22 protein-coding genes are annotated in these 22,924 nt (G+C 42.4%); 14 read left to right on the top strand and 8 right to left on the bottom strand.

Features of this window, described 5'->3' with window-relative positions:
- Positions 1-12 precede the first annotated feature (12 nt).
- On the bottom strand, positions 13-783 hold the full coding sequence (locus tag NSB28_RS01340; RefSeq protein WP_109624559.1) for a hypothetical protein: 771 nt from the start codon (positions 781-783) through the stop codon (positions 13-15).
- 24 nt (positions 784-807) lie between these two features.
- On the bottom strand, positions 808-1,728 hold the full coding sequence (locus NSB28_RS01335; protein WP_109624560.1) for an alpha/beta hydrolase: 921 nt from the start codon (positions 1,726-1,728) through the stop codon (positions 808-810).
- 149 nt (positions 1,729-1,877) lie between these two features.
- On the opposite strand from NSB28_RS01335, the gene NSB28_RS01330 reads away from it, so the two are divergent.
- The 3 genes from NSB28_RS01330 (at position 1,878) to NSB28_RS01320 (ending at position 4,527) form a co-directional block, all read left to right on the top strand.
- The gene (locus NSB28_RS01330) at positions 1,878-2,447 is read left to right on the top strand and encodes a TetR/AcrR family transcriptional regulator (RefSeq protein ID WP_109624561.1); all 570 of its coding nucleotides are present in this window, start codon (positions 1,878-1,880) and stop codon (positions 2,445-2,447) included.
- 107 nt (positions 2,448-2,554) lie between these two features.
- Complete coding sequence (locus NSB28_RS01325; protein ID WP_109624562.1) at positions 2,555-4,084, top strand: Y-family DNA polymerase; 1,530 nt, start codon at positions 2,555-2,557, stop codon at positions 4,082-4,084.
- A 26-nt stretch (positions 4,085-4,110) separates the two neighbouring features.
- Complete coding sequence (locus NSB28_RS01320) at positions 4,111-4,527, top strand: YolD-like family protein (RefSeq protein ID WP_109624819.1); 417 nt, start codon at positions 4,111-4,113, stop codon at positions 4,525-4,527.
- Here the strand turns inward: NSB28_RS01320 and NSB28_RS01315 are convergent.
- From NSB28_RS01315 to NSB28_RS01300, 4 genes are all read right to left on the bottom strand, one after another.
- The gene (locus NSB28_RS01315) at positions 4,509-5,351 is read right to left on the bottom strand and encodes a glycosyltransferase family 8 protein (protein ID WP_109624563.1); all 843 of its coding nucleotides are present in this window, start codon (positions 5,349-5,351) and stop codon (positions 4,509-4,511) included. The two genes, NSB28_RS01320 and NSB28_RS01315, sit on opposite strands and share 19 nt — an antisense overlap.
- Before the next feature lie 55 nt (positions 5,352-5,406).
- Positions 5,407-7,242, bottom strand: a complete 1,836-nt coding sequence (locus NSB28_RS01310; RefSeq protein ID WP_257497380.1) for an ABC transporter ATP-binding protein — start codon at positions 7,240-7,242, stop codon at positions 5,407-5,409.
- Positions 7,235-8,998: an ABC transporter ATP-binding protein gene (locus tag NSB28_RS01305; protein ID WP_109624564.1), complete on the bottom strand. Its 1,764-nt coding sequence runs from the start codon at positions 8,996-8,998 to the stop codon at positions 7,235-7,237. Before NSB28_RS01305 ends, NSB28_RS01310 begins: the two co-directional genes overlap by 8 nt.
- Positions 8,999-9,220: 222 nt before the next feature.
- The gene (locus NSB28_RS01300) at positions 9,221-9,655 is read right to left on the bottom strand and encodes a MarR family winged helix-turn-helix transcriptional regulator (protein ID WP_109624565.1); all 435 of its coding nucleotides are present in this window, start codon (positions 9,653-9,655) and stop codon (positions 9,221-9,223) included.
- Positions 9,656-9,845: 190 nt separating this feature from the next.
- On the opposite strand from NSB28_RS01300, the gene NSB28_RS01295 reads away from it, so the two are divergent.
- The 3 genes from NSB28_RS01295 to NSB28_RS01285 all read left to right on the top strand — a co-directional run bounded on the left by NSB28_RS01295 (position 9,846) and on the right by NSB28_RS01285 (position 12,130).
- On the top strand, positions 9,846-10,388 hold the full coding sequence (locus NSB28_RS01295; protein ID WP_109624566.1) for an HXXEE domain-containing protein: 543 nt from the start codon (positions 9,846-9,848) through the stop codon (positions 10,386-10,388).
- 28 nt (positions 10,389-10,416) lie between these two features.
- Positions 10,417-10,914 carry a dihydrofolate reductase family protein gene (locus NSB28_RS01290; protein WP_109624567.1) on the top strand — a complete coding sequence of 166 codons (498 nt, stop codon included), beginning with the start codon at positions 10,417-10,419 and terminating at the stop codon, positions 10,912-10,914.
- Positions 10,915-11,260: 346 nt separating this feature from the next.
- On the top strand, positions 11,261-12,130 hold the full coding sequence (locus NSB28_RS01285) for a hypothetical protein (RefSeq protein WP_109624568.1): 870 nt from the start codon (positions 11,261-11,263) through the stop codon (positions 12,128-12,130).
- 3 nt (positions 12,131-12,133) lie between these two features.
- On the opposite strand, the gene NSB28_RS01280 is transcribed toward NSB28_RS01285, so the two are convergent.
- Positions 12,134-12,697: a TetR/AcrR family transcriptional regulator gene (locus tag NSB28_RS01280; RefSeq protein ID WP_109624569.1), complete on the bottom strand. Its 564-nt coding sequence runs from the start codon at positions 12,695-12,697 to the stop codon at positions 12,134-12,136.
- 121 nt (positions 12,698-12,818) lie between these two features.
- Here NSB28_RS01280 and NSB28_RS01275 point away from each other — a divergent pair, with 121 nt between their 5' ends.
- Both NSB28_RS01275 and NSB28_RS01270 read left to right on the top strand, forming a co-directional pair.
- Positions 12,819-13,511, top strand: coding sequence for an HXXEE domain-containing protein (locus tag NSB28_RS01275; RefSeq protein ID WP_109624570.1), 693 nt, complete (start codon positions 12,819-12,821; stop codon positions 13,509-13,511).
- On the top strand, positions 13,504-14,028 hold the full coding sequence (locus NSB28_RS01270; protein WP_109624571.1) for a nitroreductase family protein: 525 nt from the start codon (positions 13,504-13,506) through the stop codon (positions 14,026-14,028). The genes NSB28_RS01275 and NSB28_RS01270 overlap by 8 nt, the downstream gene beginning before the upstream one ends.
- A gap of 357 nt (positions 14,029-14,385) precedes the next feature.
- Here the strand turns inward: NSB28_RS01270 and NSB28_RS01265 are convergent, their stop codons facing one another.
- The gene (locus NSB28_RS01265; RefSeq protein ID WP_109624572.1) at positions 14,386-15,588 is read right to left on the bottom strand and encodes a helix-turn-helix domain-containing protein; all 1,203 of its coding nucleotides are present in this window, start codon (positions 15,586-15,588) and stop codon (positions 14,386-14,388) included.
- Between the two features lie 124 nt (positions 15,589-15,712).
- On the opposite strand from NSB28_RS01265, the gene NSB28_RS01260 reads away from it, so the two are divergent.
- From NSB28_RS01260 to NSB28_RS01235, 6 genes are read left to right on the top strand one after another with little or no spacing between them, the layout of a single operon-like run.
- Positions 15,713-17,719 carry a beta-galactosidase gene (locus NSB28_RS01260; protein ID WP_109624573.1) on the top strand — a complete coding sequence of 669 codons (2,007 nt, stop codon included), beginning with the start codon at positions 15,713-15,715 and terminating at the stop codon, positions 17,717-17,719.
- Positions 17,720-17,726: 7 nt separating this feature from the next.
- Entirely contained in the window at positions 17,727-17,954 is a 228-nt protein-coding gene (locus tag NSB28_RS01255) for a hypothetical protein (RefSeq protein ID WP_257497379.1), read from the top strand.
- Positions 17,951-19,366, top strand: a complete 1,416-nt coding sequence (locus tag NSB28_RS01250; protein WP_257497378.1) for an MBOAT family O-acyltransferase — start codon at positions 17,951-17,953, stop codon at positions 19,364-19,366. The genes NSB28_RS01255 and NSB28_RS01250 overlap by 4 nt, the downstream gene beginning before the upstream one ends.
- 5 nt (positions 19,367-19,371) lie before the next feature.
- A complete protein-coding gene (locus tag NSB28_RS01245) occupies positions 19,372-20,760 on the top strand; it encodes a hypothetical protein (protein WP_148408765.1) in 1,389 nt (462 codons plus the stop codon).
- 15 nt (positions 20,761-20,775) lie between these two features.
- Entirely contained in the window at positions 20,776-21,489 is a 714-nt protein-coding gene (locus NSB28_RS01240) for a LytR/AlgR family response regulator transcription factor (RefSeq protein ID WP_109624576.1), read from the top strand.
- Positions 21,483-22,796 carry an ATP-binding protein gene (locus tag NSB28_RS01235; RefSeq protein ID WP_109624577.1) on the top strand — a complete coding sequence of 438 codons (1,314 nt, stop codon included), beginning with the start codon at positions 21,483-21,485 and terminating at the stop codon, positions 22,794-22,796. The genes NSB28_RS01240 and NSB28_RS01235 overlap by 7 nt, the downstream gene beginning before the upstream one ends.
- The last annotated feature ends 128 nt before the right edge of the window (positions 22,797-22,924 follow it).

Raw genomic sequence — 22,924 nt, 5'->3', positions numbered from 1 at the left:
TAATATTAAATTTTATTTCAGTATTTCATGTATCGGTTTCAGCATCCGTCCGCCGCATATGGATGACTCAAACTGGATCTTCCCATTTTTTACATAATACGTTTCTGTCATGACAGTTCCCATTGCCCTGGCTTCACATACCAAAAGCATTACGCCGTCAGGTACTGATTTTGTTTTCCACTTGATCTTTGGAAATCCATGAATCCGGATATGCTTTATAATACTCCAGCTGGATTTCATAAGTCTGCTGCAGAACGTATGGATCTCGTTTTTTCCATTGCATGTATTTTTAGACATATTTGTAATAACAACGGCGCTGTCTTCGTAATCTCTTGTGATGACATTGGCATTCATGGTAAACATAGCCCTTAAGTGTCTGTGAAAAATTCTTTTTACCTCTCTGCCTTTTTCCATTTTTGTTCCAGTAATGGGAAGTACCCTTCGCTTTGGTTCAAAAATATAAAGTGTGACATAAGATATTTTCCCGTTTTTCACAATACAGGTATACGACAAAAAAGGTGAAAAAGACTTACTGCGAACAGATAATACACCATAATCTGATGTGCAGCGGTTCACGTAGACACGCACGTCGTTGGCACAGTCAAAAGGGATTTCCCTCACAAGCTGTTGCAAAAATTGTATGGCAGCGTGGCAGGACATTGTTTTTGCTTTACCGTCTGCATAGACAATAGAAACAAGATTTTTGTCGAAATCGGAAAGGATTCCATTTGCGTCCTTGTGAAGTATTTTATTAAAATGTTCCTTGATTATATGGTTTCTCACTGCTGCCTCTCCTTTCAGTTCCTGTTACAGATTTTCCTGATAGAATGAGGTAAGTTTTGCTACGGCTTTTGCCACAGGTTCCGGCTGGTCATACAGGTCATAATGGCTGACTCCCTCCAGCACTAAAATATCTTTTTTCTGTGAGGCAGCACGCTTATACAGTTCCTGGCCGTCCCGATAGGAGCCAAATGCGCCTTGTTTGTCCCCCACGATTATCTGCAGCGGCTGGGTGAGCAGCACCTCAGCCAGATGGAAGGCATCAAAGCTGAGCATGGCATTCATGCTGGAAAACAGCAGCTTGTTCGGTGAATTAGGGCTCTTGCCTCTTGGGGTAGTGTAATAATCTACTGCCTCCACAATATCTATATCAGTGATCCCTGACTTTTCCAGTTCCTCTTTACTGCCGGGAATCCATCCGACAATCATTGGCTCTGCACCGTTAATCTCTGCAGTGCGCTGTTTTCCTGCTGCCTCCATAGTCATGGCAATATTCTCACAGCTCTCACGCTGGACACGTCCGATATTAGCTCCCACCACGGTACCTACAGCTTTAATTCGGTGGTCGCTCATTGCTGCATTGACAGCGTAGCCCCCGCCTGCGCATACACCCAGAACGCCGATCCTGTCCTTGTCTATAAGGTCAAGAGTTGTCAGATAATCTACGGCACAGTGAATGTCTTCTGTACGCTGTGCAGGAATCTCTGCAAACCGTGGTTCTCCTTCACTTTCTCCCTGGCAGGATGCATCAAAAACAATCGTTACATAGCCGTTTTCAGCCATTTTTTCAGCATAGATACCGGCCGTCTGCTCTTTACAGCTGCTTCCCGGATGTACACAGACAAGGGCAGGGTTCTTTTTCCCCTCCGCCTCTTCCGGTATGTTTAGGACAGCGGCAACTTTATGTCCGCTTGCAGGAAACTGAATTACCTTTTTTGTTATTTTCATATGAAAACCTCCTTGGTTGATACTTGTGTATATTATTACTCTCGTGTATAATAACTATAAAACATGATTCTCTGATTATCAATGACCAGATTCGGGAATCTATGTAGTAATACTCATTTTTTTAAATGTGTGTAATTAAGGAGGACATTATGAGTAAAATAACAGACAGGAGAATCGCCAAATCAGAAAAAGCGATCCAGACTGCATTTCTGGAAATGCTGCTGGATGTTGGCTTTGATGCTATTACTGTGAAGGAAATGACTGAAAAAGCTGATATCAGCCGGAAAACCTTTTATCTGCATTATTTGGATAAATATGATCTGCTGAACGGGATAGTGGACGAGATGATAAGAGAGCTTACAGATCTCTGTGAAAAAAAGAAAGAAATGGGATTTGTGGAGGGCACTGTCCTGTGGTTTTACTATTTTGAAGATCATAAGCCCTTTTTTACAGCTTTGTTTTCTACAGAGAGTACGATCACTTTCCGGCACCGCCTGCTGGATTTTATCATGGAACAGCTTAATTATAAGCTGGAAGGGGTATCCGCCCAAAGGAATACAGAAGTTCTGCGTAAATTTATGGGGATGGCTGTCCTAGGTGTGATAGAGTCCTATGTATTAGATCAGTTCCATGCAGGGATTGAAGAAATCGCAAAACAGGTGGGAGAATTACTGGAACAGATCATTGTACGGGCACAGAGTGAAGAAAATGTTAAATAAAATGCAGAACATGCATTCGAAAAAGGCTTGATTTTAGTAACGAAATATATTATGCTGTTACTAAGGCTGTTATAAAGCCGGAAGCTAAATGAGAGGAGGATGGAGAAATGTCTAAAGAATGTCCTGTTTATATAGCAATCGATCTGAAGGCTTTTTACGCATCTGTGGAGTGCAGGGAGAGGAACCTCAATCCGCTGACGACAAATCTTGTGGTGGCAGATGAAGGCCGCACAGAGAAGACTATCTGCCTTGCTGTCTCTCCATCCCTGAGAGCTTACGGAATACACGGAAGACCGCGGCTGTTCGAGGTTGTGCAGAAGATTCGGGAGGTAAATGCCGGGCGCCTCTTAAAAGCGCCGGGACATGTATTTTCCAGATCTTCTTATGATACAGACGAGCTTAAAGAATCAGCAGACGCGGAGGCCGGCTATATTGTCGCCCAGCCCAGGATGGCATTTTACATGGAGTACAGCACCAGGATTTATGATATTTACCTGAAATATGTAGCTCCTGAGGATATCCATGTCTACTCGATCGATGAGGTATTTATGGATGTGACACATTATCTGGCTGCTTATCAGATGACGCCCCGTGAGCTGGCAATGAAAATCATACAGGATGTGCTGCAAAATACCGGAATAACGGCAACAGCGGGGATAGGGACAAATTTATATCTGTGTAAAATCGCAATGGATATTGTTGCCAAACGCATCGAGCCGGACAAAGACGGAGTCAGGATCGCACAACTGGATGAAATGTCTTACCGCAGACAGCTCTGGTCTCACCGCCCTCTGACTGATTTCTGGCGGATCGGCAGGGGATATGCAAGGAAGCTGGAAGCTAATGGGATGTTTACCATGGGAGATGTGGCAAGGTGTTCCCTGGGCGGACTAAATGAGTATCACAACGAAGATTTACTTTACCGGTTATTTGGTGTAAATGCGGAACTTCTCATTGACCATGCCTGGGGATGGGAACCGTGTACGATGCGTGATATCAAATCCTACAAGCCAGCGTCCAGCAGCAGTTGTTCGGGGCAGGTCCTTCAGCAGCCCTACGACTTTGAAAAAGCAAGGATTGTTGTTAATGAAATGGCTGACTTGCTGGCGCTTGATCTGGTTGAGAGAGGACTGGTGACGGACCAGATCGTCCTGACGGTTGGTTACGATATTGAAAACCTCACAGATCCTGACAGGAAAAAAAGATACCGGGGTGAGATCACCACTGACCACTATGGCAGAAGTATACCCAAACATGCACACGGCACGGCAAATATTGGACGTATGACCTCCTCAGCAAGGCTGATAACAGATGCTGTCACAGAACTATATGACAGGATCACAGACCAAAACCTCATGGTAAGAAGAGTGTATCTCTCCGCAAACCATTTAGCGGAGGAGGGGACGGCAGAGAAAGCTCAGTCATTTGAACAGATGGATTTGTTTACCGATTATGCGGCACTGGAGAAAGAAAAGGAAACAGAGCAGGCGAAATTAGAACGTGAGAAAAAGATGCAGCAGGCGATGCTCAGCATTAAGAAAAAGCATGGCAAGAATGCGATCCTGAAAGGTATGAACCTTTTGGACGGCGCAATGGCAAAGGAACGCAATAAACAGATCGGCGGGCACAAGGCATAATGCGGCTGCCCGGAAAGGAGACTGCAATGGAGGATACAGATATTAGCAGATATGAGGATATTATCAGCCTTCCCCACCACGTGTCGGCTTCCCGTCCGAATATGCCAATTCCTGACAGGGCAGCACAGTTTGCACCGTTTGCCGCCTTGTCAGGACATGACGCTGCAGTTAAGGAAACAGCCCGTCTGACACAGGAGCGGAGAGAGCTGGATGAGGGGATCAGGGAAATCCTGGATGAAAAATTGAGGATGGTGCAGGAAATGCTGCATGAAGATCAGCCTCAGATTACTGTAACATATTTCTGCCCGGATGAAAGAAAAGCAGGGGGGGCTTATGTGACGGTTTCCGGCCAGGTCAGGAAGATTGATCTATACGGACACTCGCTTATCATGGGAGACGGACGGCAGATTCCAATTGAAGAAATCTATGATATAGAATTGTAATACTCCCTTTTTGCCAACCGCATATAATGCTTATATAAGGAATCAAACGGCTTTGTATAATCATCGATCCAGGGTTTCCTTTTTCCGCAGAAATGCAGAATGACCGTGTTCTGCATGACCCACGACATTGTGTACGCGCCCCAGCTCCGGAGCAAATATCCGGAGAAATATCTTGTATCATAATTCCAGATCTCATCCTTCAGCGGCATAGTCAGTTCGCCATATAGATAATTGAAAATATCCTGGTCGGGGAGCAGCAGTTCCGCAGCGTGTTCACGCACACTGTTAAAAATAACATCCGGATTTACTAATGTCCGGGCCTTATTCAAATCTATCAGCATAACACCGGTGTTGTAATAGTCGTGTCCGGTGTCCAGTCTGATCCGGTTGATTCCGTTCATAATGTCGATAACTCCCACATGGGACGCAGCGGCAAAAATGCTGCCCTTCAAATCCATTTCCCATAATGGGCGGAGCGGATTTATAACCAAAATATCCGGGTCCAGATAGATCACTCTTTCCAGCCCCTCCGGAAGAAGACACGGGGCCAGCAGGCGGTAATACATCTCCTGAGGATAGCGTTCAGTTAAGGGGGCGGACTGAAAAAGACTTCGGTCCACAGGCAGCAGGATCAGCCTGATGTTCAGCCCGGCGCATTTCTCAATCAGCCAATTTGTTTTTTCCTGTGAAATTGAACTGTGCAGAAGAAATACCTGAAAACGTTCAGCAGGATTGTTGATGGAAACGGAGTTGAGCATGGTCCAAAAAGGTTCCAAGTAATTTTCGTCAAAAGTAACCAACAGATTGATTATATCGTTTGGCATAAAAACCTCCTTAATGAAAGTTAAGAGATATTAGTGATAAGATACGTTATCCGGCTTAAGCAACCTCAAACTGGCTGTTGTAAAGTTCTGCATAAAAACCACCTTTTTCCATCAGCTCTGTATGGCTGCCGCTTTCAATAATATCGCCGTCTTTTAATACTAAAATGATATCCGCATTTTTGATAGTTGACAGGCGATGGGCGATGACAAAAGAGGTGCGTCCCTGCATCAGCTTATCCATGGCATTTTGTATCAGCACTTCTGTTCTTGTATCAATGGAGCTTGTGGCTTCATCTAAAATCAGCATAGGGGCATTATCGATCATGGCCCGGGCAATGGTGATCTGCTGACGCTGACCCGCTGAGAGGCTGATCTTATCATTGATCACAGTGTCATATCCTTTTGGAAGTGTCCGTATGAAGTGGTGAAGTCCCACAGCCTTGCACGCCTGTCTGAGCATCTCATCTGAGATATTTTTCTTATTATACACAATGTTTTCCCTGATGGTCCCTTCAAAAAGCCAGGTATCCTGTAGTACCATGCAGAAGAGGGAATGGACCTGTTCCCTGGTCATCAGGCGGATTGGAACGCCGTCGATCAGGATTTCTCCGCTGTTTACTTCGTTGAATCGCATCAGGAGGTTGACTAGTGTTGTTTTTCCCGCACCGGTAGGTCCTACAATGGCAATTTTCTGTCCGGGACGGGCTTTGGCAGAAAAGTTATGGATAATGATTTTGTCCGTGCCTTCATATCCGAATGTTACATTCTTGAATTCTACGTGGCCGGTAACTGTCTGGGGCTTTAATGTCTTATGGCTTTCATCCGCCATTTCTTCCGCATCCAGAAACTCAAATACACGTTCACCGGCAGCAACCGCCATCTGCAGGCCCTGAGCCAGCTGGGCGATCTGTGTGAGAGGCTGGGTGAAATAACGCACATAAACCAGGAAGGCTACGATTACCCCAAAAGAAATATGTCCGTTCAGAGCTAAAGCAGCGCCTACGACAATAACAGCCACATAGCCCAGGTTATCTACAAAAGTCATGATGGGCATCATCAGCCCGGAGAGGAATTGAGCCATATATGTGCTCTTGTTCAGCTTTTTATTAAGACTCTTGAATGGCTCATACATCTGCTGTTCAGCATTATATGCTTTTACAATTGTATGTCCTGTATACGTTTCTTCAATGTGGCCGTTAATTTTCCCCAGATATTTCTGCTGGTTATCAAAATGCTTCTGGGATTTGCTCATGATGATCATCATGACTACAAAGCCAAGGATCACTGATGCAATAGCTGTGACGGTCATGATCCAGTTGGTGGCAAACATCATGATCAGGGAGCCGGCCAGCATAGTAACAGATGATACCAGGGTGGTCAGACTGTTGTTCAGATTCTGCCCCAGAGAGTCCACATCGTTGGTAATACGGGAAAGGATATCCCCTGTGGTGTTTTTATGATAAAACCACATGGGCAGGCGGTTGATCTTCTGACTGATATCCGTCCGCATTTTCTGGGAAATCCTTTGGGTGACTGTTGCCATGATCCATCCCTGTATAGTGTTTAAGAGTGAACTTAACAGATACAGGACAACAAGAAGCCCTCCGATTTTGGCAATGCCGGACATATCAAGGTTTGTCATAATTCCTTCTGTTATAAGATTAGTCATATCCTTGAGCTTTTCAGGACTGATAAGAGCGATCACAGTTCCTGCAATGGCGGATATCACCGCCATAATGATAACGGCCAAATGCTTCTTGGAGTAGGAGAGCAGGGCCTTCACTGTTTTTTGTGTATCTTTTGCCTTATGGAAGGTTCCTCCCAGTCCGGAAAGATCAGAGAGATCCATCTCCGGTGAAGTTTGGTTTTCCTTAAATTTTTCATTATTCATTTTCCAGTTCCTCCTTTGAAAGCTGGGAATAGGCGATTTCCTTATATAAGCCGCAGGATTTCATCAATTCCCGGTGGGTTCCCATTCCGGCAATTCTGCCTTCATCCAGAACAATGATCCTGTCAGCATCTTTAATGGTCCCGATCCGCTGCGCCACAATAATGATGGTAGCGTCTGCTGCCCGGCGCCGCAGTTCACTGCGCAGCAGCTTATCGGTTTTATAATCAAGAGCGGAAAAGCTGTCGTCAAAAATAAGAATCTCAGGATCTCTTGCGATAGCTCTTGCAATGGAAAGACGCTGCTTCTGACCGCCGGAGAGATTGGTGCCGCCGGGAGCGATATAGCTTTGATAGGAGTCCTCCATTTTCTCTACAAAATCCCTGCTCTGGGCAGTAGAAATGGCGGAAACAATAGCTTCCCTGCTGACACTGCCGGTTCCATTTGAGCCAAAAGACACATTCGAAGAAACATCTCCTTTAAAAAGAATGGCTTTCTGGGAAACATACCCGATCTTATTGCGCAGCGTGGCTTGTGTAAAATCTTTCACATTGATGCCGTCTACATAAACTCCGCCTTCCGTGGCGTCATAAAATCTTGGTATCAGATTGACGACTGTACTCTTACCGCAGCCTGTCGCACCGATAAAAGCGACAGTCTCCCCCTTATTGGCCTGGAAACTGATGTCCTGAAGCACATAGTCCTCTGCGTCCGGATACCTGAAACTCACATGTTTAAACTCAACCCGCCCTGGTTCCGCAGTATGCAGATCGTTGATTGTTCCGTCACGAAGGGCAGGGTCTGTCTCAAGGACTTCACAGATACGGTTTGCAGATACGCTGGCACGGGGAATCAAGATCAAAACCATCACGAGCATCATAAATGCCATGAGCAATTGAATAGCATAAGAGGAAAATACCATCATATCCGAAAAGATGGACAGACGTTCCATTACAGCTGCGGAAGAGATCAGCACAGCGCCAATCCAGTACACTGATAAGGTCAGACCATTCATGATCAGTTCCACCGAGGGCATCAGCGCTGCCATAAGGCGGTAGGAAAACAGATTAGTGTCAGTGAAGGCGTCATTGGCTTTTGCAAATTTATTCTCCTGATATCCCTCTGCGTTGTAGGCACGGACAACCCGCAGCCCGGTCAGGTTTTCTCTGGAGACACGGCTCAGGTCATCGGTCTGCTGCTGGAGCAGTTTGAATTTGGGAATTGCAAGAGCGATCATTACCACAGATACTACAAGCAGTGCCGCCACGGCAATACCTGTAGCAAGAGACCACTGCCAGCCTTTGTCTAAAATCTTTATAATAGACCATACCGCCAGAATGGGCGATTTGATCAGAATCTGCAGCCCTATGACTACCAGCATCTGGACCTGTGTAATATCATTTGTGGTTCTTGTTATAAGGCTGGGGATAGAAAAGTTATTGATCTCCTGCATGGTGAACGACTGAACTTTTTGAAATAAGCCGGTCCTCAAACGGGAGGCCAGATTAGTCGTGATCCGTGCAGCAAGCCCGGCGATGATGATGGAAATTGCAAGGCTTCCGAGGGCAAGCAGCAGCATTCTGCCGCCGGCAAGTAAAATTTCCTTCATTTCACTGCCTGGTGTCTGGACAAGTTCCGTGATCTTACCCATGTATTCAGGCAGGGTTAAGTCAAGCCATACCTGTATAACAATGAGCCCAAGGCTTACAGCAGTAAGCCCCCATTCTTTTTTTGTTAAATTTTTCAGTATTTTGATCAAGTTAGTTCCTCCATTCTAAATAACGGATATTGCAGAATTCTGTTGTATAAGTATCCGATTTCGGATTCTTATATTATAGTCCGAAATCGGATACTTGTCAAGTGTTAATATCTTCGTTCTCTGTGAAATAAAAAAAGCTGAATACCAAACTGGTATTACAGCTCATTAGATAGTCAAAACAATTCTTTGTTTATAGTTTCATGATTGTATTTTGTTTGTCTGTTAGATTTCCTCGTCTAACAAAGAAATGTATTTTGCCAGCAGTTCTGTACAAAGCTGCAGCTGCTGGGGAGATATCTGGCCGATAGCTCTCTGCTCTGCTTCATAGACATTTAAAATAACTTTTTCGCCGAATTTCTGTCCTGCTTCTGTCAGACGGATGACTTTTTTATTACGTGTGCCCGGTATTGTCTCCAGATAGACAAGCCCTTTTTTTATCATTCCCGATACCACAGAATTGACTGTCTGTTTAGGCAGCGACCACATTTCACAAATACTCTGCTGTGACTGTTCCCCATCCAAAGCGAAAAGTGCATACCATACCCAAAACTCGTTATCAGAAATATCGTGCTGGCTGGCTGCTCTGTGATAGATTGCAGTCAGCTCTTTAAATTGCTGATTGAATATTTCAAATAATTTTTTGTTTTCCTGCTGCATCTTGTGTCCCCTCTCTGAGTATAAAGATATTTTAAGAATAGTCCGAAACCGGATACTTGTCAAGTATTTCAGGAAAAATTATCAGTGGTTTTTCTATACTCTTTGGAAAACAGGGCAGCCAGATCCTCCATATTACGCAATGGCATGGGACAAAATGAAGTGACTGACAGAAAATTATTAATTTATTTATATGTTAAGAAAGCTCCCAATTATTTATATCGTGGCATTAGCTGTTCATGAAATTGAGGAGCTAAAGTTCCCGGGGGGTTTTGTGGAACTGGTGACGGCCATGACGGGGCTGAAGCTGAAGAAATTGGGGCTGGCCAAGTTTGGCTTACTAATGTTTACTTTATACGCAACCATTATTCCTGCCTTTATCAGCGGATATGTCTGGCCCGTTATGGCAACGTTGTTTATTGGTATTATTGAGATTTTTGCCCATTTAGCTGCGGCAAGAGTCAATCCAAAGAAGTTCTATTCTCCCGGAATGCTAACGGCCATTGTCGTACAGTTTCCTGTAGCCGTGTATGGATTTTACTATTTATTTTCTAATCAGATGGTGAAAGGGATTTACTGGATATACGCATTTATTTTTCTACTGATTCCATTATTTGGCCTGCAGGCCATTATTGTGAAATCAAATGGACACAAGTATGGGGAATTTATAAATAATGCGAGAAAGGCGATGCTTACCAGCGAGGGCCGGGAAAAAACGAAGAATAGAATAAAATAAGTATTTGAGATGAAAAGGAGACAAAACTATGAAGGTACAATTAATAGCGAATTTATCAGCAAATGGTGAACTCATTTTAGCTGCTCAATCTGATGCCTATCAGGCGCCTCAGGAGGTTGCTGGCATGGGATTTGCCAAAGCACTTGAATGCGGCAATATTATTATGGGACGGACTACCTATCAGATGTTTGCCCCCATGATGAAGGATGTTCTTAAAAATCTTGAAGTGGTGGTCATAAGTTCAGAGGATATGGATGCCGACGTATACACAGCAAAAAATGCAGGAGATGCAGTCAGTTATCTTGAGAAAAAAGGATTTGAAAAGGCTTGTGTTGACGGTGGAACAATGACATATAATTTATTTCTTGAATCAGGACTTGCCGATGAACTATTCTTTAATTTATTCCCAGTTGTTATAAATGGAGGCGGCAGTATGGAAACAGCACAAGGAAAAGTCCTGGAGTACAGACTTGCTAAAGCAAAATCTCATGGTGATATCGCCATGCTTCATTACATCAAAAAATAGAAGTATGTTTATTTAAATAACCAGAGAGCACCGGGGGTGATTGAAAATCCAGTGCTCTCTGGTTGTAAACTATTCAGATGTTATGAGTGCTAAATTTTGAAAGCAGATATCTATGAGAAATTGATGATGGCAAAAAAATCAAGGAGAAGGGAAATGAAACTCTAAAATATTACTACACAAGGGGACCGGCCTTGATTTACATCCGATGAAATAAAAGCCCTCCGTGCGTGTGGTAAATGATGATTAGCGAGATAATAAATTAATAATTTTGAAACAATTCTCCAATAATACACAAATATAAGAGAGCTATGCTATAATCCAAATAAGGAAGTGCGAGGTGAGTGGCATGGAAAAATTTGAGAGAGTATTGAGGGCAGTATTTTATCCGCCGGTTGTACTTAGGGTTATTTTAATGGTGGTTGGCTTCGGCTCTCTGATTCCGGCATTTTTTTCGCCTCTTGCTGATACTCCTTTTGCCTATATTTCATACATACTGTCTGCTTATGCTATGCTGGTGGCCGTTGTAGGGGCAATCAAAATCTGCGGAAAAATGAAAGAAATAAAAAACAGGCTGGTACAGGAGAATGCGCTTGCAAACCGTTATGTGACGGACCATTATTTCCGTGTTTCCGTGAGCTTGTGTGTAGCATTAGTGGTAAATCTCGGATATGCAGTACTAAAGGCAACTGGTGCTGTTCTCTACGCTTCGGCATGGACTGGGGCAATTGCAGCTTATTATATTGCCCTTTGTGCAGTCCGGTTTTATTTAATGAAGAAATTTATCAATGCAAAAGAGAAGGATGAGGAGAAAGAAAGGATTTCTTATCGGAATACGGCGGTTTTCCTGTTTTTTGTGAACCTTGCATTGGCGGCGATTGTTTATAAAGTGGTGCAGGATGGTGAAACATATTCCTATCCTGGATATATTATTTACGTCTATGCGGGATATACCTTTTATAGTTTTTGCTCATCTATTTATAACATGGTAAAATACAGAAGGTTTCACAGCCCCCTCTTATCCGCATCCAAGGCAATCGGGATGACGGCCGCGCTGGTTTCTGTAATTTCGCTTCAAACCGCTATGCTGACGCAGTTTGGAACAGAGGGAGATTTTTCCCGCCGATTGGCGAATGCTCTGACGGGAACAGCAGTATGCATGGCTGCGCTATCTATTTCCATTTTTATGCTGGTGCAGTCTAAAAGAAAAACCAGATAATCGCTACATCTTTTTACCGTTTACCGCAGGCCAATACCACTTTGTAAATAAACTGCTAATTATAGACAACAATTCTTCATCGCTCATCTCATCAGGATGCTGTATTTGATGAATGATGGCAGAAAAAATCCCATTAAAGTAAATATCCATGATAACACGATTATGGGTTGAAGTATTTATGGGAGCGTTCAGTGATTCCTGCAGCCGTTGCTGTAATCTTCTTATAAATGCAGCTCGGTTGGAATCGCGGAGGAGAATGCCAAGACGATCTTTTGAGGCATAAAAATGCTCAAGAAACAGCTGAAAAAAATGATTATCTAAAACAGGAGACATCTGAATTTGTGGTAGAAGAACAGAAAGCATCCCGTCTATAAACTGATCTTCTGCGTACTCGATTAAATTAAAGACATCTTCAAAATATCGATAGAACGTAGTACGATTATAACCTGCAAGATTTGTGATTTCTTTGATTGTGATTTTATATATGTTTTTTATTTCTGCAAGACGGAAAAAGGCAGTAATAAATGCCTCTCTCGTAGCATCTGTGATTTCAGGCTGTTTATTCATGAGTTCCTTTCTGCATCATGCGACACATGTTTATTATTGTTGCTTGATGATTTTTCATCATGTAACTATAATTGAATCATACAACATATGTCGCATAAAAACAAGGGAAGGTTAATAATCTATGAAAAATGATAAATTATATCAGTGGTGTGATCAGATATGGTTACATGTCTTATATGGAATAGGAATCGTTATGAGTTGCTTACTTGTTTCCAGATGGTCTGACATATCAATGCCAAGCAAATTGATGTATATGCTTACAATTATGGTTCCATTACATGTATTCGAAGAAAACACTTTTCCAGGTGGATTTTTCTTTATGAACAATCTCGGCCAGAAGTCGGATAGGCCAATGGTGTATCCACAGAATATGCTAACCAACATGATTACAAATCTTGGCGCAGAAATATTGTTTATTGTAGTACTTATATTTGCAGACTATATCCCGAATACAACTGTCGTAGTAGTGATCTTATTTGGATATGCGGAATGTATTCATCATACGATGGATGGAATACGGATGTATAGAAGATATGCAGGTAAAGGGAAAAGAACAATATATGGACCAGGAACAATAACATCCTATGCAGGCTTGATACAGTTGAGTACATATGGACTGGTATGGCTTACAAAGCAGAATATTGCAGCCAGTGAAGTATTTGCAGGAGTAGGTATTATTTTATTTGTGGTGATAGGATTGATTTTGATTCCATTCATAATTTCAAGACGAGTACAAAGCAAACGTTTTGCATTTAGCAGTAACGGATACTTTGAAAAATATGAACCAATGCAAGGAGGAAAAAACAATGGATAATCAGGTGTTAGAGGCATTAAAGACGAGAAGGAGTGTAAGAAGATACAGTGACAGAGCAGTAGAACAGGAAAAGCTTGATGCGATTATGGAAGCTGCAACTTATGCGCCTACGGGAATGGGGCAGCAATCGCCTGTTATTGTACTGGTAAAGACAAAAGAAGTTAGAGATAAGATATCAAAATTGAATGCGAAGGTAATAGGCAGAGACATGGATCCATTTTATGGAGCGCCGGTGGTTGCTATTGTATTTGGAAATAAGGCATCTGTACCTACTTGGTTTGAGGATGCAAATCTCGTTGCCGGTAATTTGCTTAATGCAGCACATGCAGTTGGCGTAGATTCTTGTTATATCTACAGGGCTAAAGAAGTGTTTGAATCAGAAGAAGGACTAGCTCTTTTGAAAGAATGGGGACTTGATACAAACTATGTTGGAGTTGCGAATTGCATTTTAGGATATGGTGAAAGTGAAAGACCTGTTGCAAAAGAGCGAAAAGCTAATTATGTAATTGAAGTATAAAGAACAGAGTGTAAGATGAAAGCAGAATGTAAAACCTGTGCAAAACAGAGACTTTGAAACGAGATAATAGAATAAAATGATTTTAAATGCAGGGGTGCTCCGTAAAAAGAGTGCTTCCGTTAATTAAGTAGATAGCGGCCAGCTTAGTCTGGCCGTTTTTTTCTTATAATAAACTTTGTTCTGTATAATTTTGCGGCAGTGACAAAATAAAGAGAAACGTGATATAAATCTGAGAAATATGATATATATGTAAAAATATGTAGAATATACTTGTAATACATGACAGGAATAAAGGATATTGGTCTCTGAAAGAAAAGAAGGAGTATCACAAGTGCAATACTTACAGAATAGCTGCAATTAAAAGTACTTTGCACCGTATTTATTCCGGTACTGGTACATGGTCATCCCGGCAAGCTGCTTAAATTGTTTTCCCAGATGGCTTTGTGAGGAGTAACCAAGGTAGGCGGCAATTTCGCTGTAGGTATACTTTGAATAGGTCAGCAGATTTTTTGCCAGTCTTATCTTTTCTCTCTGAATATATGCTGTAATTGTAATCCCCTCATGCTCATGAAATAATTCTGAGAGATAGTTGGCATGTATGTTCAGCTTGCCGGCGATGTCCTTCACACAGATTTTTTCATGCAGATGTGAGAAAATATATGTTTTGCATTCTTCAGTGTATTTATTGGGCCGGAGAACCTGGAGGTCAGAGATTTCTTTTTTATGGTCGCGAACCATGCGGGCATAATGATACTCCGCAGAGTGAAACAAATGAAGGACTGTAGGAATGTCACAGCATTCTTCTATCTTTTGGATATAGGAATCAGAAAGGGAATAGGCCGTTTCAGGAAGGATTCCGCCCCGGATGGCGGCCCGGCTGGCAAGTGCAATCACTACGATTCCGCGGTTCTTCATGTGACGGAGTGGTGTTTTTGCCAGCAGGCCGATTTCTCCGGGATAGTCTTCAGAGAGGCTGTTTTGGAGTTCTTCAATATTTCCATTTTCAATGCTGGTAAATTCTCTAAATTCCTGGTCATACGGATTATGTAATTTACAAATTTCTCGATTTTCAAATATATACGCTGTATGATCTTTTTCCAGATAATACTTGACCAGGGGCTGTATACAATTCTCTCTAAGCAGGTCTTCTTCACTTATAGTTCTTGTGCAAAGAAGGTTGCTAATGAGCAGGACATCAGATATAAACTCCTGAAAATCGCAGACCGGGATGAGAGGAATTAATCCGCTGTCAATTTGGTGAGCACTGTGCTGCCTGCGAATGTTTACCGGAACGGAAAAAGTAACCGGGCCCAGCAGAAATATTTCTTTGCCGGCAGGAATGGAAGCATATACCGCCTGCTGGTCCAGTGACACAAAAACAGGAATACTGCGTGAGTTATCGGGTAAGGAAAAATAGTCTGTCAGCACATGTCCCATATGATCATCCTGAAGATCGGCACGCGCGCAAAAGGCATCTAACAGGTCCCATGAGGCAGAGTACCGCCGGATTAGTGTATGAAGATGGCGGGAAACGTGTTCCATCAGGTAATGCGTGTTCATAAGTCACTCCTTTTTAAACGGCAGATGAAAAAGCTGCAGGATAAGATGCAATAATCATACCACATTCCTCGGAAAAAAGTGTAAGAGATCTGAAAAATATGATATAAATGAAAGGAAAACAAAAATGAAAAAAGATCAGCTCATGTTTGGAACGGCATATTATCCGGAATATATGCCTTGTGACAGAATAGAAAAAGACTTTTTAATGATGAAAAAGGCTGGAATCAATACGATCCGCGTAGCAGAATCCACATGGAGCACACTGGAGCCAAGAGATGGTGAATTTGATTTCACGTTTATTGACAGTATATTAAAAGAGGCAGAAAAAGCGGGATTATGGGTCATTGTGGGAACCCCTACCTATGCGGTGCCCTCCTGGCTGGCTCAAAAAGATCCGGATGTGATGGTGATCAATTCGAAAGGGAGAGAGAAGTACGGGCGCAGACAGATTTTTGATCTGCTTAACCCAACGTTCCGATTTCATGCAGAACGTGTCATCAGAGAACTTATTTCACATACGGCACAGCATAGCAGTGTAATAGGTTTCCAGATTGATAATGAGACAAAGCATTATGATAATAAGGGAAAAGAAATACAGCGTCTGTTCATAGAATATCTGAAAGAAAAATTTGAGACGCCAGAACGATTGAATGCAGCGTTTTGTCTTCCGTATTGGAGTAATTCGATTGCGGATTGGGAGCAGTTTCCGGACATAACAGGATGCATTAACGGAGGGCTGGCAGGAGAATTTGAAAAGTTCCAGAGACAGACTGCATCAGAGTATCTTAAATGGCAGGCGGATATAGTAAGGGAATACAAGAAGGAAGAACAGTTTATTACACATAATCTTGATTTCGAATGGAGAAAATTCGGGGCAGACATTGCACAGGACGGTTATTCCTACGGGGTACAGCCGGGAATCAATCATTACGAGGCAGCAAAGTGTCTGACAAAGCTGGGAGCAGATATTTATCATCCAACACAGGATGAACTGACCGGGGCAGAGATTGGATTTGGCGGAGACTCAATCCGTAGTCTTAAGTATGAGAATTATCTGATTCTGGAATGCCAGGCACAGGCATTCAAATATTGGACTCCCTATCCGGGGCAGCTGAGACTGCAGGCTTACAGCCATCTGGCAAGCGGGGCGGACGGTATTTCTTATTGGAACTGGCACTCTATACATAATGGTTTTGAGACATACTGGAAAGGTCTTTTGAGCCATGATCTGGAAGAAAACCCGACTTATGATGAGGCGTGCAGAATCGGAAGGGAGTGGTCAGAAATAGGAGCTCATCTGATCCATCTGGAGAAAACGAATCAGACGGCGCTTTTGGTTGATAATCATTCAATGACATCGTTTCAATGGTTTCCTGTCGATAAAGACTTAAGCTATAACGATGTGGTACGCTGGATGTATGACAGCCTATACGAAATGAATATAGAGTGCGATGTGGTGGATGTCAATGGCCTTGATCCGAATAAATATAAAATAATCGTGACACCGGCTTTGTACTGCGCTACGGAAGAATTTTTGGAAAAACTGGACATGTTTGTAAAGCGCGGAGGTGTTTTGGTAAGTTCTTTTAAATCATTTGTTGCAGATGAGTATTTCAGTGTTTATGCAGACACACAGCCTCACAGGCTGCATGAATGCTTTGGCATGAGTTATAACCAGTTTACGGAACCCGGAAAAGCGAAGATTAAGAATACCCCGCTGAAATATTTTGCAGAGCTTTTGACAGTGAAGGGCGCAGAAAGTCTTGCTGATTACGAGCATAAATACTGGGGAAAATATGCCGGTATCACCAGAAATGCATATGGATGCGGCACTGCTTATTATATTGGCTGCTATACAGAAAAAACAGTCCTGAAAGAAATCTTAAAAAGAGCGGCGGCAGACGCAGGCATACGGGAAAAATCGATGGAATATGAATGGCCTGTCATCGTTCGTCAGGGAAAAAACAAGTATGGAAAACAGATTCATTATGTTTTAAACTACAGTGAGGAGGAACAGAAGATCAGATGTGTCTGGAAAAAGGTGAAAGATCTGCTGACTGGTGAATTATGCCAGGAGGGCGACACCATAGTGATCACGGATTGGGATCTGAAGATTTTTGAAGAGGTGTAAGATAAAAATGCCGGAAGTAAGATGGATATTTTTTGCCTGGGCGGTTGTGGCCGGATTTATGGGTATGTACGGAGTCAGAAAAAGAAAGATGAGCATTTTGATCATTTCGGCAGTCATGCTGCCGGTATTACTGTTTACAGCTCTTTGGTGCAGGATCGGGCTATCAGATATTTCATTGTGCTTTTGTCTGACTGCCTTTTGGGTCCTGTATGGTCTGAGGAAGGAGAGAAAATGAGTTTTACATCTTTGTGTTACTTTCCTGTTCTGGGTGCTGCGGCATGGTTTAATCATTTTCTCAGTCCGCGGTACAGACACTGGTTTCTGCTTGCGGTGTCGTGGTACATTTATGCGTTGTTCGGTATTCAACATTTCCTGCTCCTCTTGTTTGTTACGGGAATCAGTTACTTTTCCGGAAGATGGATAGCTGAACATGAAAAGCGTAAACGGTTTGTACTGGCCGGGGGAATCATCATCATTGTGAGTGTTCTTTTCTTCATGAAATATCTGGATATGTTTCTTTCCTGGATGGGGACTGCCGCGGGGATATTTGGACATGAACTGACGTTTCCGGAGCGTTATATTGTACTTCCGGCAGGGATTTCTTTCTACACCTTTCAGTCTCTTTCTTATTTAATTGATGTGTATAGAGGAGAAGGGTACGAAAGAAACTTTGTCAGATATGCATTGTATCTCAGCTTTTTTCCGCAGCTTGTGGCAGGACCGATTGAACAGGCAGAAAATCTGATTCCGCAGCTTAGATGGTCTGAGGCCTCGAAGGAAGATGTCTTAGCCGGTATCAGCTGTATTTTAAGCGGCTGTGTCAGAAAATTTGTGATTGCAGATTACATGGCAGTATTTGTGGATGAAGTATATGGAAATGTTATGGGGCAAAGCGGTGTGAACCTGCTGTTTGCAACAGTCCTTTTTTCTATACAGATCTATGGGGATTTTTCAGGGTATACACATATTGCGGCAGGCTCTGCACGGCTTTTAGGAATACAGCTGACAGAAAATTTTGACAGGCCTTATCTGGCTGTGGGATGCAGGGACTTTTGGAAACGCTGGCATATTACACTGACAAGATGGTTTACAAAATATGTCTATATTCCTCTCGGAGGAAGCAGACGCGGAGAGATAAAAAAGTATATAAATATTATGATCGTATTTCTTCTGAGCGGACTATGGCATGGCGCGGACCTGACATTTCTCTGCTGGGGAGCTTTTTTTGGTATTTGGAGAATTACAGAGGAAATTGTCATGAAAAAGACGGCTGGCAGAACATTACAGAAAAAGAAAATCTGCCCGGGGACTTTTTTGAAAAGAGCAGGAACTTTTGCGATGGTATGTTTATCCTGGGTATTTTTTCGAAGCCAGAGTGTTTCAGAAGCAGCAGAGGTACTGCGGCGTATTTTTACTTTAAAAGAAACTGCCCCGTTCGTTTTAAGCGAAACAGAAATATGGGGAGCGGCAGTGCGGATAGGTATACTCGCACTGCTTCCGGGAATTCTGCAGACAGGAGAAAAGGGGGGAGAGGAACCGGGAAGATTCTGCTATATTGTTACGATTATGACATTTTTGATTACTGTATGTATAATATTCTTGTATAATACAGGAAGTGAAAGCAGTTTTATTTATTTTCGGTTTTGATGTGTATGAATAGAAGAGGGATTAAATGGATCGTGTTTTTTGCCGGAATTCTTATGGTACTGCCCATTATATTCACAGTGTCGGTATTTTTACTTCCGCCGCAGTATGACGATACATATCTGGGAGAATTCATGGAAAAACAGGAGCGCTTAGAGAAAACAGAAGGGAAAAAACTAATTATTGCGGGGGGCAGTTCAGCTGCCTTTGGAATCTGCAGTGATCTTATAGAAAAGCATCTGAAAATACAGGTTGTCAATATGGGACTTTATGCACCGCTGGGGAGCAGGATCATGCTTGAGACTTGTTTTGATGAGATTGAGGCAGGAGATATCATTGTGTTTTCCCCTGAACAAAATCAGGAAACATTGTCTTTTTCTTTTCAGGCAGAATCAGTATGGCAGGCAATGGACGGCGATTATTCAAAACTTTGTGTGTTTCAGGAATCAGAGCAAAAGCAGCTTTTAGGGGCATTTCCGGAATTTGCTGTTTCAAAGCTAAAGTATGTATTAGAAGGAAAGCCGAAAGTAAGCGGTATTTACCGGAAAAGCAGCTTTAATAAATACGGCGATATTTCATCCGATGACAGAAAGAGTAATCAAATGCCTGAAGGATATGACACGACCCAGCTGATTGATTTTTCTTTCTTCCCGGAAGATAAGTTTATCCGGTATTTAAATGAATATGCAGCCCGCGTAGAAGACAAAGGTGCTGTGTTCTGCTATCGGTTCTGCCCTATGAATCAGGAGGCAGTTCTGAACGAAGAATCAATAGATGGATGGTATGAGAGGCTGGCGGAATCGGCTGATTTTACGATCCTCGGGAATCCACATACATGTGTGATGGAAAGCGGCTGGTTCTTTGATACGAATTTTCATCTGAATGAAGCCGGAGCAATTGTCAACACATATTATTTTATACGTGACATCAAAGCTCAGCTGCGGGATTCCACGGTGACAGACATAGAACTTCCCCGGATGCCGGGGAAGACGGATCAAATAGTAAAAGGAGACAATTCGGATGAGGACTGCTTTATTTATGAAAAAGAAGGCGGCAGCTTTGTGATTACAGGTGTGAACGAAAAAGGCAGGCAAAAGAAAGAATTGAAATTTCCCCAGGAACACAAAGGAATAAAAGTGTCAGCGATACGGGTAGGGAGTCTAAAAGCGTGCGTAAGCCTTAAAACAGTCAAGGTATATGCAGGTATGGCCCTGCATGACGGATGTTTTTCCGGATGTCCAAGCCTGCAGGAAATCCGGCTTTTGGGAAAGCCATCTGAGATTACAGCAGGAAGAGAGCTGCTCAAAGGCTGCAAAGCGCTTCTATATACAGAATATGATGAGGAATACAGGCTGGATTATACATGGAGCGTTTATGCAGACAGAATAGTAAAATAGAAAGGAGAAACTAAAATGGAACGAATCGCAGTAGTAGAAGACAGCCAGGAAGAAAGAAATGCACTGATCTCCTGTCTGGAAAGGTACAAGGCACAAAAAAATGAAAATATTAAGTGGATCTGCTTTGACAGTGCGTTTGATTTTCTTGAGAGCAAAGAGTATTTTGACATGGTATTTTTTGATATCATGCTTCCAGGTATGAACGGTATGGAAGCTGCCCAGAAGCTTCGTAAATATGACAATGACATCATTATTATCTTTGTCACGAATATGTCATCTTTTGCGATAAAAAGCTATGAAGTCGATGCCCTGGATTATATTTTAAAGCCGATAAGCTATGAACGGGTAGAATTTAAACTGACGAAAGCCATCAGCATGATCCGGTCAAGAGGAGAGACCTCACTGGTAATCCATGATCTGGACGGAAGGCTGGTCAGGATATCGTCCGGGCAGATTTACTATATAGAAGTGACAGGGCACAAGCTGAGATATTGTACAGAAAAAGGAAGTTTTTATGAAAAAGGTACTCTGAGCCAGAAAGCAGAAATTCTGGAAAAGCACAATTTTGCCCGCTGTAATGCCTGCTATCTGGTAAATCTCAAGCATATTTTTGCTGTGAACGGCTATTATCTTGAGATGAGAAACGGGGATAACCTTCGTATTAGCCAGCCAAAGAAAAAGGAATTCATGGGAAAATTAGCAAATTATATGGGGCAGGGGAAATGTTGACATTATATCAAAATATTGAATCGTTTTTTGTAGATTACGGCTATACATTAGAGATGTTTTTAGCAATCTTATTGTTTGCATGTTATATGGAAAGAAAAGAAAGGTTTATGATCCGGCTGGCAGGCAGTTATTGTATGGTTTTAGCATATACTATCTTATTTCACAAAACAGCAGGACATCAGGATGTATGGATGGAGCTGCTTTTTTACATACTGATGAACCTGATTCTTTACCTGGTCTTGAAAGTCTGCTTTTGTGAATCGGGCTGGAGCAGGCTGTTTGTATTGATCGGGGCAGATGCGACACAGCATATGGCATTTCGGATATATTCTGTTATTTTATCTTTTATGGGAATAGGGTACGAAGGGATCTGGTCAGCTCTTTTAAATGCCTGCATCATTGCAATTGTATATTTGACAGTATTTATGATTTTCCGAAAGCAGCTGGTGGATATAAAAGAGCATGTATATGCCGGCAGGGCAAATATTATTTTAGGAATGGCAGTTTTTGCAGTAGCATTTTTGATTTTTCAATTCGAGGAAAAGTATGAGTTTATGCAGACAAATCCGGAGCTGAATCTTCTTTTTGCGTCATATGCGATACTGGCGGCGGCTTTTTTACTGGCGCTGTTATATGGAGTATTTCAAAGCAGGAAAATGACAGATGAGATGGCAATGCTGGAAGAGGTGATAGACCGGCAGAAATTCCAGTATCAGCTGATGAAGGAAAATATAGACCATGTCAACATAAAATGCCATGACATGAAGCAGCAGATATCAATGTTTGAAAACCGGATCGACCGTGAGGCCCTTCAGGAGATTAAATCCATTATCCATGTATATGATACGACTTTTAAAACAGAAAATGAAGTGCTGGATATATTTCTTCAGGAAAAACTGCTGCAATGTGAACGGGAACAGATCAGGATGGATTGTATCGTAGATGGAAAATGCGTAGATTTTATACGTCCGGCTGACCTTTATACATTAGTGGGAAATGCGATAGATAATGCAGTGGAAGCTGTCAGGAAAATAGAAAATCCAGAGAAGCGCATCATTTCATTGTCTGTGAGAAAAAGCATGAATATGGTACTGATCCATGTGGACAATGAGTATGTGGGAGACATCATGATGCAAAACGGGCTTCCTGTTTCGGCCAAAGGAGACCCCTTGAATCATGGATTTGGAATGAGGAGCATGAATCTGATCGCTGAAAAATATAATGGGACGCTCTCCGTGGTGCTGAAGGACCACATATTTAATATTAATATTCTGATCCCTGTTTCTGAGAAAAGTCCTTCTGCATGAGACACAATAGCACTGCATTTTAGATTATGTCCCATTTTTTATAATTTAGGTTGAAATGGAAAGAAACATAATGAAAAGTGCTACAATTCTCTTAGAAAAAATAAAAAGCAGGTGCTGATTGTAAGAAC

The sequence above is a fragment of the Murimonas intestini genome (assembly GCF_024622195.1).
Taxonomy (GTDB): Bacteria; Bacillota; Clostridia; order Lachnospirales; family Lachnospiraceae; genus Murimonas; species Murimonas intestini.
This window is presented reverse-complemented; position numbering and strand designations above follow the sequence as displayed.

Excerpts from the sequence above, each read along its gene's own strand:
- NSB28_RS01270 (WP_109624571.1), top strand. The coding sequence starts at position 13,504 with ATGGATAATCAGGTGTTAGAGGCATTAAAGACGAGAAGGAGTGTAAGA.
- NSB28_RS01290 (WP_109624567.1), top strand. The coding sequence starts at position 10,417 with ATGAAGGTACAATTAATAGCGAATTTATCAGCAAATGGTGAACTCATT.
- NSB28_RS01295 (WP_109624566.1), top strand. The coding sequence starts at position 9,846 with ATGTTAAGAAAGCTCCCAATTATTTATATCGTGGCATTAGCTGTTCAT.
- NSB28_RS01245 (WP_148408765.1), top strand. The coding sequence starts at position 19,372 with ATGAATAGAAGAGGGATTAAATGGATCGTGTTTTTTGCCGGAATTCTT.
- NSB28_RS01310 (WP_257497380.1), bottom strand. The coding sequence starts at position 7,242 with ATGAATAATGAAAAATTTAAGGAAAACCAAACTTCACCGGAGATGGAT.
- NSB28_RS01260 (WP_109624573.1), top strand. The coding sequence starts at position 15,713 with ATGAAAAAAGATCAGCTCATGTTTGGAACGGCATATTATCCGGAATAT.
- NSB28_RS01300 (WP_109624565.1), bottom strand. The coding sequence starts at position 9,655 with ATGCAGCAGGAAAACAAAAAATTATTTGAAATATTCAATCAGCAATTT.
- NSB28_RS01280 (WP_109624569.1), bottom strand. The coding sequence starts at position 12,697 with ATGAATAAACAGCCTGAAATCACAGATGCTACGAGAGAGGCATTTATT.
- NSB28_RS01285 (WP_109624568.1), top strand. The coding sequence starts at position 11,261 with ATGGAAAAATTTGAGAGAGTATTGAGGGCAGTATTTTATCCGCCGGTT.
- NSB28_RS01235 (WP_109624577.1), top strand. The coding sequence starts at position 21,483 with ATGTTGACATTATATCAAAATATTGAATCGTTTTTTGTAGATTACGGC.
- NSB28_RS01240 (WP_109624576.1), top strand. The coding sequence starts at position 20,776 with ATGGAACGAATCGCAGTAGTAGAAGACAGCCAGGAAGAAAGAAATGCA.
- NSB28_RS01330 (WP_109624561.1), top strand. The coding sequence starts at position 1,878 with ATGAGTAAAATAACAGACAGGAGAATCGCCAAATCAGAAAAAGCGATC.
- NSB28_RS01255 (WP_257497379.1), top strand. The coding sequence starts at position 17,727 with ATGCCGGAAGTAAGATGGATATTTTTTGCCTGGGCGGTTGTGGCCGGA.
- NSB28_RS01275 (WP_109624570.1), top strand. The coding sequence starts at position 12,819 with ATGAAAAATGATAAATTATATCAGTGGTGTGATCAGATATGGTTACAT.
- NSB28_RS01250 (WP_257497378.1), top strand. The coding sequence starts at position 17,951 with ATGAGTTTTACATCTTTGTGTTACTTTCCTGTTCTGGGTGCTGCGGCA.
- NSB28_RS01315 (WP_109624563.1), bottom strand. The coding sequence starts at position 5,351 with ATGCCAAACGATATAATCAATCTGTTGGTTACTTTTGACGAAAATTAC.
- NSB28_RS01265 (WP_109624572.1), bottom strand. The coding sequence starts at position 15,588 with ATGAACACGCATTACCTGATGGAACACGTTTCCCGCCATCTTCATACA.
- NSB28_RS01325 (WP_109624562.1), top strand. The coding sequence starts at position 2,555 with ATGTCTAAAGAATGTCCTGTTTATATAGCAATCGATCTGAAGGCTTTT.
- NSB28_RS01335 (WP_109624560.1), bottom strand. The coding sequence starts at position 1,728 with ATGAAAATAACAAAAAAGGTAATTCAGTTTCCTGCAAGCGGACATAAA.
- NSB28_RS01320 (WP_109624819.1), top strand. The coding sequence starts at position 4,111 with ATGGAGGATACAGATATTAGCAGATATGAGGATATTATCAGCCTTCCC.